This is a genomic window from Reticulibacter mediterranei (assembly GCF_016587455.1).
On the sequence record NZ_BNJK01000001.1, the window covers coordinates 6,232,737 to 6,249,951 of the forward strand.

The 17,215-nt window shown below is 53.7% G+C and carries 14 protein-coding genes; 6 read left to right on the forward strand and 8 right to left on the reverse strand.

The window, feature by feature from the left end:
* Positions 1–399: 399 nt before the first annotated feature.
* Positions 400–1,908 carry a glycerol kinase GlpK gene (glpK, locus tag K3T83_RS26985; protein ID WP_220206023.1) on the forward strand — a complete coding sequence of 503 codons (1,509 nt, stop codon included), beginning with the start codon at positions 400–402 and terminating at the stop codon, positions 1,906–1,908.
* Between the two features lie 11 nt (positions 1,909–1,919).
* On the opposite strand, the gene K3T83_RS26990 is transcribed toward glpK, so the two are convergent.
* Entirely contained in the window at positions 1,920–2,192 is a 273-nt protein-coding gene (locus K3T83_RS26990; RefSeq protein WP_220206024.1) for a hypothetical protein, read from the reverse strand.
* Positions 2,193–2,268: 76 nt separating this feature from the next.
* On the opposite strand from K3T83_RS26990, the gene K3T83_RS26995 reads away from it, so the two are divergent.
* Entirely contained in the window at positions 2,269–3,138 is an 870-nt protein-coding gene (locus K3T83_RS26995) for an MIP/aquaporin family protein (protein ID WP_220206025.1), read from the forward strand.
* Between the two features lie 221 nt (positions 3,139–3,359).
* A complete protein-coding gene (gene dhaK, locus K3T83_RS27000; RefSeq protein WP_220206026.1) occupies positions 3,360–4,361 on the forward strand; it encodes a dihydroxyacetone kinase subunit DhaK in 1,002 nt (333 codons plus the stop codon).
* 149 nt (positions 4,362–4,510) lie between these two features.
* Here the strand turns inward: dhaK and K3T83_RS27005 are convergent, their stop codons facing one another.
* The 3 genes from K3T83_RS27005 to K3T83_RS27015 all read right to left on the reverse strand — a co-directional run bounded on the left by K3T83_RS27005 (position 4,511) and on the right by K3T83_RS27015 (position 10,177).
* A complete protein-coding gene (locus K3T83_RS27005; protein ID WP_220206027.1) occupies positions 4,511–6,139 on the reverse strand; it encodes a peptide ABC transporter substrate-binding protein in 1,629 nt (542 codons plus the stop codon).
* Between the two features lie 206 nt (positions 6,140–6,345).
* Positions 6,346–9,540 (reverse strand): bifunctional cytochrome P450/NADPH--P450 reductase, encoded by a 3,195-nt coding sequence (locus K3T83_RS27010; protein WP_220206028.1) that lies wholly within the window; start codon positions 9,538–9,540, stop codon positions 6,346–6,348.
* A gap of 13 nt (positions 9,541–9,553) precedes the next feature.
* A complete protein-coding gene (locus tag K3T83_RS27015) occupies positions 9,554–10,177 on the reverse strand; it encodes a TetR/AcrR family transcriptional regulator (RefSeq protein ID WP_220206029.1) in 624 nt (207 codons plus the stop codon).
* 396 nt (positions 10,178–10,573) lie between these two features.
* Here K3T83_RS27015 and K3T83_RS27020 point away from each other — a divergent pair, with 396 nt between their 5' ends.
* Positions 10,574–11,356, forward strand: coding sequence for an RIO1 family regulatory kinase/ATPase domain-containing protein (locus K3T83_RS27020; protein WP_220206030.1), 783 nt, complete (start codon positions 10,574–10,576; stop codon positions 11,354–11,356).
* A gap of 42 nt (positions 11,357–11,398) precedes the next feature.
* On the opposite strand, the gene K3T83_RS27025 is transcribed toward K3T83_RS27020, so the two are convergent.
* Together K3T83_RS27025 and K3T83_RS27030 are read right to left on the reverse strand one after the other, a co-directional pair.
* Positions 11,399–12,265 (reverse strand): RNA polymerase sigma-70 factor, encoded by an 867-nt coding sequence (locus K3T83_RS27025; RefSeq protein WP_220206031.1) that lies wholly within the window; start codon positions 12,263–12,265, stop codon positions 11,399–11,401.
* Positions 12,266–12,292: 27 nt separating this feature from the next.
* The gene (locus K3T83_RS27030; protein WP_220206032.1) at positions 12,293–13,588 is read right to left on the reverse strand and encodes a phytoene desaturase family protein; all 1,296 of its coding nucleotides are present in this window, start codon (positions 13,586–13,588) and stop codon (positions 12,293–12,295) included.
* 267 nt (positions 13,589–13,855) lie between these two features.
* Here K3T83_RS27030 and K3T83_RS27035 point away from each other — a divergent pair, with 267 nt between their 5' ends.
* Both K3T83_RS27035 and K3T83_RS27040 read left to right on the forward strand, forming a co-directional pair.
* On the forward strand, positions 13,856–15,271 hold the full coding sequence (locus tag K3T83_RS27035) for a serine/threonine protein kinase (protein WP_220206033.1): 1,416 nt from the start codon (positions 13,856–13,858) through the stop codon (positions 15,269–15,271).
* Positions 15,232–15,912 carry a PLL family lectin gene (locus tag K3T83_RS27040; protein ID WP_220206034.1) on the forward strand — a complete coding sequence of 227 codons (681 nt, stop codon included), beginning with the start codon at positions 15,232–15,234 and terminating at the stop codon, positions 15,910–15,912. Before K3T83_RS27035 ends, K3T83_RS27040 begins: the two co-directional genes overlap by 40 nt.
* A 67-nt stretch (positions 15,913–15,979) precedes the next feature.
* Here K3T83_RS27040 and K3T83_RS27045 read toward each other — a convergent pair whose 3' ends face one another.
* A complete protein-coding gene (locus tag K3T83_RS27045) occupies positions 15,980–16,597 on the reverse strand; it encodes a hypothetical protein (RefSeq protein ID WP_220206035.1) in 618 nt (205 codons plus the stop codon).
* A 250-nt stretch (positions 16,598–16,847) separates the two neighbouring features.
* Complete coding sequence (locus K3T83_RS27050) at positions 16,848–17,153, reverse strand: YtxH domain-containing protein (RefSeq protein WP_220206036.1); 306 nt, start codon at positions 17,151–17,153, stop codon at positions 16,848–16,850.
* Positions 17,154–17,215: the final 62 nt, after the last annotated feature.

The window sequence follows — 17,215 nt, forward strand, 5'->3', positions numbered from 1 at the left end:
GTAATGCGTCCTGTTTGATTCGATGGTGAATCTTGCGCCCAGCCATAGTGCGACTTCAGTACAACATCCAGCGATAATGGAAATGTTGTCGTTCCAGGGAAGGAGAAGAAGCTATGCCAGGGGACAGGTCTATTTCCTCTCAACTCCCAATGATTGTCTTTCCCAGGAATGGAACGGTTGCACCTACTCTGCGGCCAGGATGTCTCTGCACCTTGTACATGGTTGCCTTGCCTGTCTGACCATGTAAGTGGAGCGCGGAGAGGAGAAGTGAGGCTTCCTCTTCTCATTGTTCCCCCGATAGGATTTCTCAGTTGGCGGGTAGTGCGGCCCATCTGATGTGTTGTTATTGTGTAGAGGCGCAAGGAAATGCGTCAGTCAGCAAAGTGAGAGGTCTCTATTATGGCAAAGTATATTTTGAGTTTGGATCAGGGTACCACCAGTTCACGTGCGATCCTTTTTGATCACGACGGAGCCATTGTCAGCGTCGCCCAGCAGGAGTTCCCGCAAATTTACCCGGCCCCAGGACTGGTTGAGCATGACCCGGAGGCGATCTGGTCGAGCCAATTGACAGTAGCGCGCGACGCTCTCAAGCAGGCCGGGGCGTCCGCTGCCGATGTTGCCGCTCTGGGCATTACCAATCAGCGCGAGACGGCCCTTGTCTGGGACAAGACGACGGGGCAACCTGTATACAATGCCATTGTCTGGCAGAGTCGTCTGACAGTGCCTATTTGTGATGCATTGACGGCGAAGGGCTTTGATAAGGAGATTCGGGCGCGAACCGGGCTGGTTACGGATGCGTATTTCTCAGGCACCAAAGTCAAGTGGATTCTCGATAATGTCGCGGGGGCGCGTGAAAAGGCCGAGCGAGGAGAACTGCTCTTTGGCAACGTCGATACCTTCTTGATGTGGCGTCTCTCCAAAGGTCGTGTGCATGTCACCGACTACTCTAATGCCTCGCGAACGCTGCTCTTTAACATCTACAATGGTCAATGGGATGATGTGATTCTGAACGAGTTGAATATTCCACGTTCGATGTTGCCAACTGTCATGCCTTCTAGCGCCGTCTATGGAGAGACCGATCCAGAGTTTTTCGGTGGTTCGATCAAGATGGCGGGCGATGCAGGTGATCAGCAGGCGGCAACGTTTGGGCAGGCGTGCTACGAGGTGGGTATGGCGAAGAACACCTATGGCACCGGCTGCTTTATGCTGATGAATACCGGCTCGAAGGGCGTTCCTTCGCAGAATGGTTTGCTAACCACGCTGGCCTGGGGTTTGAATGATCCACAGCATCCCGATTTAACCTATGCGTTAGAGGGCAGCATCTTTATTACTGGGGCGGCTGTACAGTGGTTGCGCGATGGTTTGAAGGCTATCGAGAAGAGCGTGGACGTTGAGGCGCTGGCCGCAACCGAGCCTGATAATGGTGGCGTCTATCTTGTTCCCGCCTTTGTAGGTCTGGGCGCGCCGTATTGGGACTCTTATGCGCGTGGCACCATTATTGGTTTGACGCGTGGCTCGACTATCGGCCATATTGCACGCGCCACCCTGGAATCGATGTGCTATCAGACTCGTGATGTGCTGGAGGCGATGACGGCGGATAGCGGGGTGCAGGTGAAGGCGCTGCGTGTCGATGGTGGTGCAGTCGTCAACAATCTGTTGATGCAGTTCCAGGCGGATATCCTGGGGGTAGCGGTGCAGCGACCGAAAGTGGCCGAGACAACGGCGCTAGGTGCGGCATATCTGGCTGGGTTGGCTGTTGGGTTCTGGCAAAGCACCGAGGAGGTCGCCGAACACTGGGCGGTGGATCGTACCTTTGAGCCACAGATGAGTGCCGATCAACGCGATGCGCTCTATGCTGGCTGGAAGCGTGCCGTTGAGCGCTCACGCAATTGGGAACAGCCTTCGTAACTCTCATACTGTCATAGTATACTCTGTCCAACCTCATCCGCAAAGCGAGCGTCAGTCGGATATGGCAGGGGCGATGGCTGGTCCTCGCCCGGTGGCCCTGGTTCTCGCCCGGCGGCCCGTCCCAATGCGTCACGATGGGGAGGCGGGCGAGGACCAGCCATCGCCCCTGCCATATCCGGTCCCGGCCCGCAGGAAGTTCTAGATGCATCAACGAATGAGGTGTGACAGAGTAGTAGTTGCGACATGCTCAACAGAGAAAATGGTATAGCACTTCCATCTGCCATCAGGAACTGTTCTTGTAGTGTCGTATGGTTGTTATTTGTTACTGTCTATGCAACGACAAGAATGGAGTGGGCGCTCATGGCAACGCGAGCTGTAGAAAGAACTGCCTCTCTCGCCGGTACGTGGGGAGAATGTATTGCGGAATTTTTAGGAACGATGGTGCTGATCCTCTTTGGCGATGGCTGTGTCGCCTCTTTTGCGCTTTTCACGCACGTTGATCCCGTCCCGTTCGCACGCGAATGGATAGTGATCATTTTAGGATGGGGGTTGGCTGTGATGCTGGGTATTTATGTGGCAGGGGCAATCAGTGGAGCACATATTAACCCTGCCGTTACGCTTGCTCTGGCCGCGCGTGGCAAATTCCCCTGGAATAAGGTACTGCCATACTGGGCGGCGCAGATGTTGGGAGCATTTGTCGCGGCGGCGATCCTGTACTTTGTCTATCAGGGAGCCATTGTCAACGCGACTGGTGCAAAGAACGTGGCCGATGCAGTGGGCGGCGTGTTTTATACCAGCCCCAAGCCGTTTGTTGGCCCGTTTGGAGCCTTCTGTGATGAGTTTGTTGGCACAGCGTTGCTGGTTGGCCTGATCTTTGCGATTGTCGATGCGCGCAACCAGCCGGTCCAGGCCAATCTCAACCCGTTCATTATTGGCATGTTGATCGTGGCAATCGGTGCCTCGTTCGGCCTGAATACCGGGTATGCCATCAATCCTGCTCGTGACTTTGGGCCTCGTCTCTGGATTGCTATTGTCAGTGGTGGTGCCAGCTTGAATACCTACTATACTCTGGTTGCTATTATTGCTCCCCTGCTTGGAGGTGTCGCAGGAGCCTTTATCTACGATTTCACGATTGGCAAGGTGTTGGAGGCAAGAGGGTTGAAGAAATCGGGAGATGTGGAGACGCTGGGCGAAGCGGTACGAGAGCCAGCGGTAGATGATATCATATAGTCATAGAAATGAGATACGGAAGGATGCTGCGTTCCGTATCTCATCCCCTCTTGTGAGCATTTTGTGTTTGGGTGCAGTCTTTTTTATCGCATAGCGTGATATCATACAGAGAGACGTGCTGAGAAGGAACCTGAAGCATAACAAAGAGTATTTTCGGTATATTTGAAGAACGTAGAGAAGAGGTGTGCTAGCGGTAGTACACCGGTGAGAAAGAGGTCAACATGAAAAAGCTCATTAATAAGCCAGAAGATGTCGTCAAAGAAGCGCTGGCAGGCATGTTGGCTGCGCACCCTGATCTGCTTCGCGTCGATGTGGAGCAGCAGGTCATTGTTCGTAAAGACGCGCCTGTTCCCAATAAAGTAGGGGTTATTTCTGGTGGTGGCAGTGGTCACGAACCGATGCATGGTGGCTTCGTCGGTCGCGGAATGCTCGATGCCGCCTGTCCCGGAGCTGTTTTTACCTCGCCTGTCCCGGATCAAATTCTAGAGGCGACAAAGGCTGTTAGCAGTGGTAGTGGTGTCTTACATATCGTCAAAAACTATACAGGCGACGTGATGAACTTTGAGATGGCGGCAGAGTTGGCCGCTGCCGAAGGGATTGAGGTTGCCAGTGTGGTAACGAATGACGATGTAGCGGTGCAGGATAGCCTCTATACAGCTGGTCGTCGCGGCGTGGGCGTGACGGTATTGTTAGAGAAGATCGTTGGCGGTTTTGCCGAGACAGGCGCGCCTCTGGAGCAGGTGGCAGCGCTGGCACGCAAGGTCAACGAGCAGGGCCGTAGCATGGGTATGGCGCTCACCTCCTGCACTGTCCCAACGGCAGGCCACCCCACGTTTGAGCTAGGCGAAGATGAGATGGAGATTGGTATCGGCATTCATGGTGAGCCGGGCCGTCGCCGCGTCAAATTGGCTCCCGCCGCTGAGATTGTCGAGATGCTGGCGACACCGGTAATCGATGATCTGGGATTGAAGGCGGGCGAACAGGTGCTGGCCTTCGTCAACGGTATGGGCGGCACACCGTTGATTGAACTCTATATCGTGTACAACGAATTGCAGCGCATCTTGAAGGGTAAGCAGGTCAGCATCGGTCGGTCGCTGGTGGGGAGCTATATCACCTCGCTGGAGATGGCTGGCTGCTCGATTACGCTGGTGCGCCTCGATGATGAACTGGTGAAATACTGGGATGCGCCAGTGCATACTCCTGCCTTGCGCTGGGGTGTATAAGGGCAAACAATTGTATCGTCCGGCCCCTCTAGAAAAAGGTGGGACCGGACGATAAAGAGAAGTGAGCATAGGATTTGTATCGGTGCTAGCGCAGGGATTAGCAAGGGGACTCCCAATGAGAGAGGTGCCTATGCTCACCCTTTTTCTTCCTACGAGGCCAGAGAAATCCCCGACCAGTCTCCAAAGTACAACCCCTGGCTGTTTAGCGTCAATCCTTGCACCTTTGAGGGAATGATTGCGGCCTGGGATTGATGATCCAGCGGCAGCCAGCCAACGTTATCGATGGCGATCCGTTCCGCCTGTGTATAAAGTGAGAGGCGCTGTTCTCCCGAGGAGTTTTCTGCCTGGGCAACCAGCTTGTCGAACTCTGGATTGTTCCAGAAGCCGTTATTATTGGCTGAGGTCGAGAGCAGGCTCAGATTCAGCCACTCGTACGGATCCGGGAAATAGACGCCCCACTGCGTAAAGCCAAACTGAACTGTGTGCTTGGAGGTTTCATCGTTATAAGATGTCAACTCCATCGGGTTGAGTTTGACCTGAACGCCCAGCGCCGTTTGCCACATCTGTTGCAGGGCCGCTGGCTCCTCTGGTGGCAGTTGCGAACTGGGATAGCTAAAGGTGACTGGCGGCATTTTGCTCACATCGGGATAGACCGATTGCAACAGGGATTTGGCTTTGGCCTTATCAAAGGGGATGCCTGCGTAGTCCGGTTGCGCTCCTGGCTCGCCAGGCGGGATGATTGTGCTGGCTGGAGTTACTGTGTCTTTGAAGATAGCGTTTGCCAGCGTCTTCTTGTCGATAGCGGCTGCGAACGCCTGACGAACCGCTGCTTTATCGAATGGAGCCATTTTGTTGTGGAAGAACAACAGATCGCTCTGAAGGATCGGCTTGCGTATGAATCCGGGTAAGTCTTTCGCTGTCTGCTGGTCCGTCGCAGTGAGACCCCAGACGAAATCGTACTGACCGGCACGATACGCTTTAAACGCCGTTGCAGGATCTTTGACGAAGAGCATATCGACTTCTTTGAGCTTTGTTTTGGCACCATAATAATGTGGATTTGGCACCAGCACCATTTTGACCCCGGATTGCCAGGATTTAATCATAAATGGTCCAGTTCCAACGCCGTTGCCCGCTGCATGCTGCGTCCAGGTTGTTTGTCCATATTTTTCAATAACCTGTTGATTGAGGGGACGGAACAGCGCAACCGTCAATAGCTGCAAGAAGTAGGCTGTTGGACGTACCAGCGTAACCTGCAAGGTGTGATCATCAACGGCCTTGACACCCGTTAACGTCTTGCTCTTGCCACTATTAACATCTTTTGCACCGACAATAGATTCTTCAAGGACTGGCGCTATAGGCGATTGGGCTTCTGGCAAGAGCGCACGAGTCCAGGTATAGACATATGTCTGAGCAGTAACCGGAGTTCCATCGGAGAATGTGATGCCTGGTTTGATATGGAAGGTATAGACCTTGTTATCGCCAGAAATATCCCATGTGGCCTGGTCGGGCTGAACGTTGAGATCTTTATCCGAGCGCACAAGTCCACTGAACACCATATTGATGGCAAGATTTGAGTTCGAGTCCGGTCCGCTTGCCGGGTCCAGACGGGCGATATCGGTTGTGCCGACGTTGGGGAAACGTAGCACTTGCTGGCTCGCCGTCGTATTCGTGTTGCCCTGTTGTGTTGTGCCACCGCCGCACGCTGCCAGAAATACCAGCAGAGCCGTAAGCGATAGCGTCACAAGAGAGCCAGCGCGCCAGTTTCGTGTGAAAGACATAGAGAATTCCTCGCTTTCCATCCCTATCGTGTGGAAATAGCCAGATAAATACCGGGTTGATAGATAGGTAGCTTGTATAGAATATATAACATGTGGCTATTTCACTTCAATTCCGATAATGTAGGGGAAAGAGGGAAAAATTGAGCGTCTGTCAGGAGTAGCGCCAATCCCTTGCGGTTGGCGCTACGATTTCCCAGATGCACTGGTTATGCGAATACGTCGGCGACATAGCGGGTGCTGGTGCGCTCCAGCTCGTCAGCCCAGGCATTGGCCTCTTCAAGTGAGCATTGTTGCGCTTCCTGATAGATGCGAACGAAGGTGTCGCGTACCGCCGGAGCCATATGTTGTCCATCGCCACAGACGAAGATGCAAGCCCCGCGCTTGAACAGATCGACGATCTCGGCGCGGTCGTGCCAGAGCCGATGCTGCACGTAGCGGATCTCTCCATCGGGAGCCTTTGAGAAGGCCGTCTGCAACTTCACAATGCCATCCCGTTCCCATTGTTCTAGTTCGTCGCGATACAGGTAGTCCACATCGGGATGCCCACAGCCAAAGAAGAGCAGCGTCTCTCCATGCTTTTGTCTGCTGGCAGCTTGCATTGCGCGCTCTTGAAGGAAGCCTCGAAATGGCGCGATCCCTGTTCCTGCACAGATCATGATGATCGGTGTTTCCAGCGATGAAGGCAGATGGAATGCCTCCTGGGATGGTCGAACAGCGACCGAAACCTTTGTACCCGGTTGTGCGGAGGCGAGGTAGTTGGAGGCAACCCCCAGGTATGTTCCCTGCCCGGACCATGCAGGAGCTTCAACCAGCGCAAAGGTCAGTGTGCAGTGATCCTCTTTCCAGAGCGGCGAGGATGAGATGGAGTATTGCCGGGAATGCATTGGCGGCAACATCTGAAGAAATTCCGCGAACGAGAGCGTGCAGGCGGGTGCGCGTTCGAGCAGATCCAGCACGCTCACATATCTGTGCAAAACTTCTTGCTCATACCGTTCTTTTTGTGCGATTCTCTCCAGTTGCGCTTTTTCCGGTGGACATTCGGTGGCTTTTGCTAGTGCCGCTACCTGCTTCCGCGTCGCTGGTTGTCCCAGTTCCACATAGTTTGAGAGCAGTTCGCTCACGCTGACGGGATACTCGATCGGGAGCGAGGTCTGGCTATCGCTGGCCTTGTGAACGATGATCTGGGTATCTGGTGTCAATCCAAAGCGACGCAAGACCCGTTCCACATTTGGGAGTGGATTCGTCGGCAGCACGGCCAGATAATCGCCCGCGCGATACGTCATACCCTCCGGTAGCGAAATCTCAAGATGTAGTTTGGAGTGTGCCTGGGGAGAAGAGAGCGCGACCAGTTCACGGTTCTCGATGACGGTTCCCTGTTGCACATCGTTTTGTCGGAGCAGTGCTGAACGCGTTGCAGGCACGACTTCGACCTCGTATGCAGGACCAGTTGGTTGTGTTTGTGCCGTCTGTCCAAAGGCCGGGGCCAGATCGCTCCACAGCGTATCGTACCAGTGGTCAAAGTCGCCGAAGAAATCGCCGCGTGCATCTGCTGCGCCGCGTTCTTTCAGGCGGGTTGCTCCTGCGGCTACGAGTCGCTCGTCAATTTTTTTCGGGATCGCCTGAAAGGTGCGAATCCAGTCGCGATTGCCACAGCCAAAAACTGTAAATTTCACATTATGCAACTCGCCCGGCTTCAGTGAATCGATCCAGGCGACGAATTGCCGGGCGTTGTCGGTTGGTTGCCCCTCATAAGAAGCCGTCACGATTACGACGGCCCCTTCGGTGGGGAGATGTCCAACATGCGAATCAAGCGTGGCGAGTTGGGCGGCATACCCCTGCGCCTTTGCATCAGAGGCTATGCGCTGAGCAAACGCTTCTGACGAGCCGCTGTTGGAGCCGAAGAGAACCAGCAACGGCGTGTGCGGGCCGCTAGACTGACTAACAACGGGAGCACTGCTCTTCAATGGGCGCTCAACGGCAGTCATAAAGCGGCTCCCCGGCTCAATGCTGATCGTGCCCCGGCTTCTAGCACGAATGAAGAAGTTATCGGGCTTGAGGGTCAGCGTCTCGCGGATCTTGAGCTGGTATGAAGGATCTTGTTCGATCAGATCAAAGCGCTGGAGGATCATCGAGAGGACGAGTTGGGCTTCTTGCAGGGCGAAGGGACGACCAATGCAGGCGCGTTGACCGTTGCCGAAGGGCTTCCATGAATTGGCGGGAACGTGTGCAAAGGCTTCAGGTGCGAAACGGTCGGGATTGAAGGTCTCCACATCGCCTCCCCACGCTTTAGGATCGCGGTGCAACATAGGCAGAAGCACGAGAATGGTCTGGCCTTTGGAGACAGGATATTTTCCGGCAAGCAGCGTATCCTCGTAGGGCTGGAGTGCGATAGCTGGCGCAGTGGGCCAGATGCGCAGAGCTTCTTTCAAGACCTGATCAATATAGGTAAGCTTTGCCAGATGCTCAAAGCGAGGCATCTCGCGTCCAAGCACCTCGTCAACCTGTTTGCGCGCACGGGCGAGCGTCTGGGGATTTTTCAATAGTTCGTAGAGGGCGAATGAGAGCAGGCCGCTGGTGGTTTCGTGTCCCGCTATCAGGAACGTTACCAGCTGGTAGCGGATATTTTCGTCACTGAGTCCTCTGCCCGTTGTCGGATCGTGCCCTTGCAGCATGCGATTGAGCAGATCATGTTTGGATGAGGCGTCAGGATCATGCTTTCGCCGTTCAATAATCTCGTCGGCGAATTGATGCATATAGTGGATGTCGCCAGCATACTGGCGCTTAGTGAGGACCATAAGTTGGTTCTGGATGGGTAGGCGTCTCCCGCGTGCGCCCGATTCGCTCAGGGCTTCGACCATGGCATGCACAAAAGGATGCATCTCGTTTTGATAGAAACTATTGAGGCGATAATCAAAGGCGCATAGGGCGATGGTATCGAGCGTGAGCCGCGTCATATTATCGGGAACGTTGACGACGGCATCGTCGCCGAAGCGCTCCCAGCGAACCATCATCTGCTCAGCGATATCGAGCATGGAAGGGAACATATCGCGAATAGCAGCAGGGCCAAAGGCTGGCATAAGGACATGATGTGCTGCTGTCCAGTTTAGTTCTTGCGTATAAGCTGTGAAGAGTCCATCACCAGCAAACGCACGAATGTTTTCTAGCGGTGCATGCACTTTTTTGTCGAAGCGTTGCTCATCGCACAGTTCGTTGACCAATTCTTGCGAACTGACTACTATCATATCCCGCTCAGGGAAGCTCAGGCGAAAGATGGGGCCATAGGTCCGCGCCAGTCGCATGAGACCCTGAACGGGTCCGTTAGGGTCCATATCTTTGAGATTTTTTAGTAAAGGATCGGGTTTGGGTTGAGGAATTGTTGTTAATAGCGCATGTTTTTCCATTGTTGTTCCTTGTTTATGTCTGGCTTGTAAAAACATGGGCTGGTAAACCATGTTGTAGTATACGTATGACCTGATTTGCCATTGTGTCGGGGTCGGGCGTGTCGTGCTCGAACCACCAGGCGATGGCCTGCGTAATCATGCCAGTAAGCAGGCTGGTGAGAATGGGCAAATCATAGCCGATCAGCGCCGCCTGCCTGTGGGCATCTTCCAGAATCGTCGCGATTATCTCTGCTATCGCATGTTGGACGCGTGAGGGCTGCGTGAGCTGCTTGCTGCCCGTTAAGGCAATACGGAAGAGTGCGCGCTGCTCATAAGCATGATGCAGGATGGCGTGTATCACTATTGAGAGCGTTGCGCCGTCCGGCTCCTGTGCCGCTATCGCTTCCATGACTCGGCTGCGTGTTACTTCAAAACCTTCGTCTAAAATCGTTTCAAACGCTTCGTCTTTGTCATGAAAGTACAGGTAGAACGTGCCAACTGCGATATCTGCACGCTCAGCGATCTCGGCGATGCTGGCCTCATGATATCCATGTTCGGCGAACACATCTCGTGCCGCGTTCAGTATATCGGTCCTGGTACGCTCGCGTCGTCGCGCTCCTCGGCGTTTCTTGCCCAGCTTAATTGAATCAATTTTCATAATATGAATTCTAATTCAGTTTTGAGCGGATGTCAAGAGGCATTTTGTGGAGAATAGGCGCAATCCCTTGACAGGATGGCGCGGAAACAGGTACACTTTTCGTATACGACAAATGTTGACCAGGGGCCATTGTGCTCCATTGATTGAAAGGAGATGTGCTATGCAGCGCGAAGTTTATGCAAACTCAGCCACATCACGTCTCAGGATGGTCAGCAGTATCAAGCGATAGCCGATACATATTACTTTGAGCGAATGGCCGTCCTTTCCAGGGCGGCCTTCTTGATTCCAGGGTTGCACACGTGATGTGTGCAACTTTTTTTTATTGAGAAAGGTGGTGCTATGCCATGAAAAACACTTTTTTACAAACAACATTGTTTATCATTTCAGGAGTAACACATGTCGAAAAAGACAAAGTTCAAAGAAGACGATTTTATAGATGAAGCTGAAGAGCAAGATCCTATTGTTCAGGCTCTCGATACCTTTTTTGATGAGGGGCTGATTACCAATGTGTTGTATGAAGTGAAGAGCGGTAAGGAGGCCACCGTCTATTGTTGCGAGGCCCATCCCTCAACCGGCGTAGAGTTGTTAGCGGCCAAATTCTATCGTCCACGCCAGAACCGCAATTTCAAAAACGATGCGGTGTATCAGGAGGGGCGCGTTATTCTTGATAGCCACGCGCGGCGAGCTGTAGCGAATAAGTCGCGGCGTGGGCGAGAGATGCAGTTCTCAATGTGGATCGACCACGAATTTGAGGCATTAACCGCGCTCTATAAAGCCGGAGCCTCGACGCCCCGACCTTTTGCGCGTGCCAGTAGTGCCATTCTGATGGAATATATGGGAGATCAGCAGCAGGCCGCATCTGCGCTACAACACGTTTCGCTGGAACGTGAAGAGGTGTACCCACTGTTTGAACAACTCATGCAGAATATCGAATTGTTGCTCTCCTGCAATTACATTCATGGCGATCTGTCCGGCTTCAATATCCTCTATTGGGAGGGGCAGATCAAGATTATTGATTTCCCACAGACCATCGATCCCCGTTTCAATGTCAATGCCTTTTCCTTGCTGGAACGCGATATCAACAACGTGTGTCGCTACTTTGCGCGCTATGGCCTGCAAAGGGACAGCTTGCGCCTTGCAAACGCCCTCTGGCGTAAGTTTATGAACGCTGAATTGTGAGCAATCAGGGAGTTGTGCCATCATAGCACCGCTCCCTTTCGCTTATATGGTCGCTTGCAGATGGCGCAACTTGCCAGGCGCTACGATAAGATCAACTTCCTGTATCTGTCCATCTACAACTTCAAACGCGAAGACGGCATCCAGCCTGTCATATGCGTAGATTACGACGCCCGGACGCCCATTGATTGCCACCAGTTGCCAGCGCCACTCGGTTTGTTGCGAGACCCGCCGGGCCACCTCGATCAGATAGCGTGCCGCCTCTTGAGCGCCGTAGATCGGCATAGGCCAGCGCAACTCGCCTCCATCGCTATAGAGCGCCACATCTTTTGTCAGCAATTGTAGCAGGGCCTCCATATCTCCATCGGCGGTGGCCTGGATGAAGCGCTCGAAGAGTGGCGCGCTCTGTTCTGCTGATACCGAAAAGCGCGGACGCTGCGAGGCCAGACGTTGTCGCGCCCGATAGACGATCTGGCGGCAAGCATGGGCGTTTTTGCCGACGATGCGGGCTATTTCGTCGTAATCATAGTCGAACACCTGGCGCAGCAGAAAGACGGCCCGTTCGACAGGAGAGAGCGTCTCCAATAGCCGCAGAAAGGCTATGGAGAGCAGCTCGCTCATCTCCACATGCTCGCCCGGCTCTAAGGTAGAGACCGGCTCCGGCAGCCAGATTCCATCGTAGGATTCGCGCTGCGCCCTGGTTGAGCGCAACTGATCGATGCACAGGTTAGTGATGATGGCGCACAGATAGGATTTGGGCGACTGAATCGCTTCGTTGTCATTGTGGGCGCGGTGCCAGCGCAGAAACGTCTCCTGGACGCAATCCTCCGCATCCATAACGCTACCGAGCATGTTATAGGCGATAGAAAACAATAGCGGTTGATACGCTCGAAATGTGTTATCACTGTCCATATGTCTATCCCAGGAATAGCATGTCTTTCATTGTTGCACAGGAACGTTTGCCAAGATGAGCTGAGATGCCTGACGTGCGCTGGCGAAGCTGGCGTTGGCGAGGTAATCTTCCTGACCAACCCAATCTCCAACAATATAAAGATTACGCACATTGGGTATCGCGGGTTCAGGTCTGCCAGCCAGCCCTTTGCGTCGAGCTTGCAACATATCACCAGTGACCTGCATATGTGGCAAGTATTGTTGTGCCACTACTACGTTGCGCCATCCTGGTTGCAGGCGATCCAGCCATTCCTCCATCTCGCGCCGGTCTGCCTGCGCGTCGCTCTTCTCGTTCGGTCTGAGATACTTTACCACATGGATGAGTGCGCCACCTGCCGGGGCCAGATCGCTATCCCTGGAGTGGACCGAATAGAAGAGAGGGCGCTCAAAATGCAGGACTACAGAACGTTGTGGGTCTGGTAGAGGCCGTATCCCGATATCCAGACAGGCAGCGTAGACCGGGATCGTTTGCTCTGCCAGTTTGCGCAATAGAGCATGTTGACCGTGAGCGACAAGCCGTGCTGCGACCGCTGGCTCGGTTGCCAGAACGACCGTCGTTGCTTCTATTGTCTTACCATCGGCGAGATAGACCAGATGAGCCTGTTCGCCCACTTCTACAGCCGTCACTCGTGCTCCTGTCTGTAAGTTCGCCCCCGCTGTTCGTGCGACCTGGGCCAGACCGTTGACGAGCGTTTGCCAGCCGCCATTGATGCGGAGCGCGGGAGGCTGAGTTGTGATGAGGTGAAGCGCGAAACCGGCATCGATCAGTTCCGGGGCGTGTGTATACATTGCCAGCCGAACCGCCGCCTCGAAAAATCGCCTCACGACAGGCTGTGTGGTGGATTGTTCTAACCAGTCCTGTATACTTATCCCCTGCCAGCGTGTCGTGTCGCTTTGTTTTAAACCTATCAATAGTCGCGTCAGTTCAGCACGAGCCTGATCGTTCAACAGGCGACTTGTGCGTATCGTTTCGGCATTCAGCGGCAAGGGTTCGATGCCGTCCTTATAATGAGCCTCGTACATGGAGCGGCCCGATGATGTGGCGCTATAGGGAACGTCCAACTCGTGCAGCACCGCCTCGCCAGGGCCGGTCTGATAGAAGGCGTGGATGCCACGATTAAAGAGAAAGCCGCTTTGTTCCGTTGTGATGGCTCGTCCGCCGAACTGTCCCGCTTTTTCCAGTACCAGGACCGAGCGCCCGGCGCGTGCCAGATACGCCGCCGTCGTGAGTCCTGCCAGACCACCGCCAATAACCGCTACATCCGTCCGTGAAAGATGTTCCATGTGTTTCTTCTCCTGATATTGATGGGATTTTGTACAGGCGCTGAGGAAGAGAACCTCAGCGCATACACGGGACGGGAGAGCGGGTCAATTTGTCACAGGTTGCAACTCCAAAATTAGCTTTGAGCAAAAACAGATTCCCATTGATGAGGTATTGAGCGAAGGCTCATATATGATCGAAAAGAATACTAGTACTTTTACTATAATGCTTGTCTTTACAGTGCTCTTACAAGTATCCTGTATGTATATTTTATGGAGGTATTGCTGCTGATGATTGATGATGTAAAGCATGCCGGAGGCAATACGAGTGATGTAGGGAGGATTGGAGAGCAATCAGGCAATTATCGATTGAACAAACTGCTGGGGCGTGGTGGCTTTGCCGAGGTCTATTTGGGCGAACATATTTATTTGAAGACACCAGCTGCCATCAAGATCGTGCATCAGCGTTTGAGTGGTGATGCTCTTGAGCAATTTCTCACCGAGGCACGCACCGTTGCTCGCCTGACACATCCTCATATTGTCCATATTCTAGAATTTGGTATGGAGGGCGAAACTCCTTATCTGGTGATGAGCTATGCGCCATATGGCTCGTTGCGTCAGCAGCATCCGCGTGGCAGCATTTTGCCCGTCGAGTTAATTATTTCTTATGTAGGGCAGGCGGCGCTGGCCTTACAATATGCCCATAACCAGCGCATTATCCATCGTGATATCAAGCCGGAGAATATGTTGTTGGGGGAGAATCGTATCTTGATGCTCAGCGATTTTGGACTGGCAATGCAGATGCATCAGTTGACGAGTACGCCTACCCATCGCATTGGTGCCCAGGAAGAGATGATCGGGACGACGACCTACATGGCCCCTGAGTTGTTTGAAAGCCGACCATGCGAGGCCAGCGATCAATACGCGCTCGGCGTCGTCGTGTATGAGTGGTTCAGCGGCTCCCCTCCGTTTGTGGGGAGCGATGTAGCGGTCGTGCGGCAACACATTTACGCGGCTCCCCAGCCGTTACGGAGCAAGGTTCCGACGCTTTCGCCAGCTATCGAGCAAGTGGTGATGAAGGCGCTGGCCAAAGATCCACAGGCGCGTTTTGCCTCTGTGCAGGAGTTTGCGACCGCGCTGAAGAATGCCTGCCTTGCTCCTGGCCGTGTAACCAGCAGACCATTATCTTCATTTGCCCCCTCCGGGCCGTTGAAGACCAATCCGCCGCGTTTGCGCTCTGGTGAGCATGCTTCGGAAACGGTGGTGGATCTTGTGCCTGGAGCTGCTGTTCCCACAGCTCAGTCAGGCACTACATATTTCTGGGAGAGGTTGTCGCAGCTTCAACAAAAGCTATCCCGGCGGCAAATGATCGTTGGAGGAGCTGGCCTGGTTGCTGCCGTTGGCCTCACTTCTTTTGGTGCCTGGAGCCTCATCCATGCACTTTCCGGTGCATCGCAAGGCAGACCGGGCAAGACGCTCCCCGTCACACGCCATCAAACTGCTACAGTCGCTCCCGCCACGCCAACGCCAGGTGTGACGCAAAAGATAATCAATACAATCAGTAGTCGTCCATCTGCCAGTGCCGGGCCGGTGGGGCATCTGGATCTCTTTGCGCGTGGAGGCGATAACGCGTTGTGGCATCGAGCCTATAGCGCCGGCTGGCAAGCGTGGGAATCGCTGGGGGCACGCTCCCGTATGATCCTGTAGCGTCTTCCTGGGCGGCCGGGCGCTTCGATGTATTTGCGCGTGGGGCCGATAATACGTTGCAACATATGTGGTTTGACGGCACGTGGCATCCTTGGGAGTCACTGGGCGGCGCGATTACCGCCGATCCCGCAGTTGTGGCCTGGGCAGCCGGGCGGCTGGATGTGATTGTGCGTGCGGCGGATTCCAGTTTGGTCCATAAAGCATACGATGGCACCTGGCATGATTGGGAGGCATTAGGTGGCGCGCTTACATCAAGCCCCGTCGTGACCTCATGGGGACCGGGGCGGTTGGATGTGTTTGCGCGTGGAGCTGATAATGCGTTGTGGCATAAAGCGTTCGATGGAGCTGCGTGGCATGATTGGGAATCGCTGGGTGGTCTGCTCACCTCTGATCCAGCGGCGACCTCGTGGGGGCCGGGGCGGTTGGACGTGTTTGCGCGTGGCGATGGCAATGTGTTGCTCTATAAATACTATGATGGGCGATGGCATGAGTGGATGTCGTTGGGTGGCATCCTCACCACCAGCCCATCGGCTGTCTCCTGGGGCATCAATCACATTGATGTATTTGCCAGGACGGAGAATAATGTATTGTTGCGCAAATGGTACGAGGGAAGCTGGCACGAGTGGGAGACAGTACCATAGGCATAGGATACAGGAGATCGGGCCAGAAAGCCTCTTCTGACCCGATCTTTTGCAATCTCAGATTGTGCTAGTAGCCCTGATTATGATGATGCTGGTGGTGATGGTGCTGCGGTTGCTGCTGCTCTTCCTCGCGCAATTCGCGGCGTAGCTCTTGCTCTTCGCGACGCAATTGATCAACTTCCTGTTGCAGATATTGATTCTGCTGCTGGTACTGGTTCTGTTGATATTCTCCCTGAAAGCCCTGGTTATAACCGCCGCCAAACTGCTGATTACCATATTCGTTCTGTTGCTGATGCTGCTGGTGGCGCGAAAGCATATGTTTGGCGATCAGCCCGGCCAGCCCTACGGAAGCACCTAGCAGGAGGGGATGGCTAAAGATGGTTTGCAACAGATTCGGCCTTTCCTGACCCAATCGCAGGAAGTTGTGGGCCAGTGAGTTGGTATCATTCGGATCAGCCTGATATTCGGGCGGCATCTGCTGTACCAGCGCGGCACGTTGCTCATAAGGCATCTGCTCAAAGTGCTGTCGATAGAGGTTATGCTGCGTATCTATTGGAGCGCCCTGCATAAATTGTGTGATATGTCCCAATGCCTGGAACGGATCAAACCCATTGTAGTTGCCAGAGTCGTACGCCTGTGAGTACTGCTGATAAACCTGCTGGTTATTATTATCAAACGGCCACATGAGCCATCTCCTTTTCTTTTTTTACCTCTCACGGGTAAAAAAATGGAAAACGTTGTTTCGACTACTGTCGTGTGATTGGGGCAAAGTTTGACTTTGCGGAGGAAAAGCTAACATAATTCTTGTGTTATTGTAAAGGGGGTATTGTTGAGTAGAGGTGAACTGCGATAGTGGGGCTGTGAAAGAGAAAAGCATGGAGATGTATTTCTCTTACGTCTCCATGCTTTTGAAAAAACATATTAGAGATTGCGTGCTACGAATTGGAAGTACGTTCAGGATTGACATATTCGGGATAGGCTGGTTCGTAGGAGCCGGGTGTTTTAGCGGTGAGCGTGTCCTCCGTTTTGGTGTTCATCGCCGTCTCTGCCGTCTGTTTTAAATTGCTGTAAGTTGCTGAGGGCTGCCCCTCACTCACCTGATACGCCTCCATCTGGTCGCTCTGACCCATGAGTTGCTGGAAGCGGGAGCGCAAGAGCTGTCGCATATCGCGTCCGGGCATCGGTGCGATCAGAAGTCCAATGCCCACGCCAATTAATACAGCATTAAAGAATTTGTTCATGAATCGCTCTCCTTTGTTGAGACGTGTAGTGACAACTGTTCGGGCAAGTACCAGATGATATA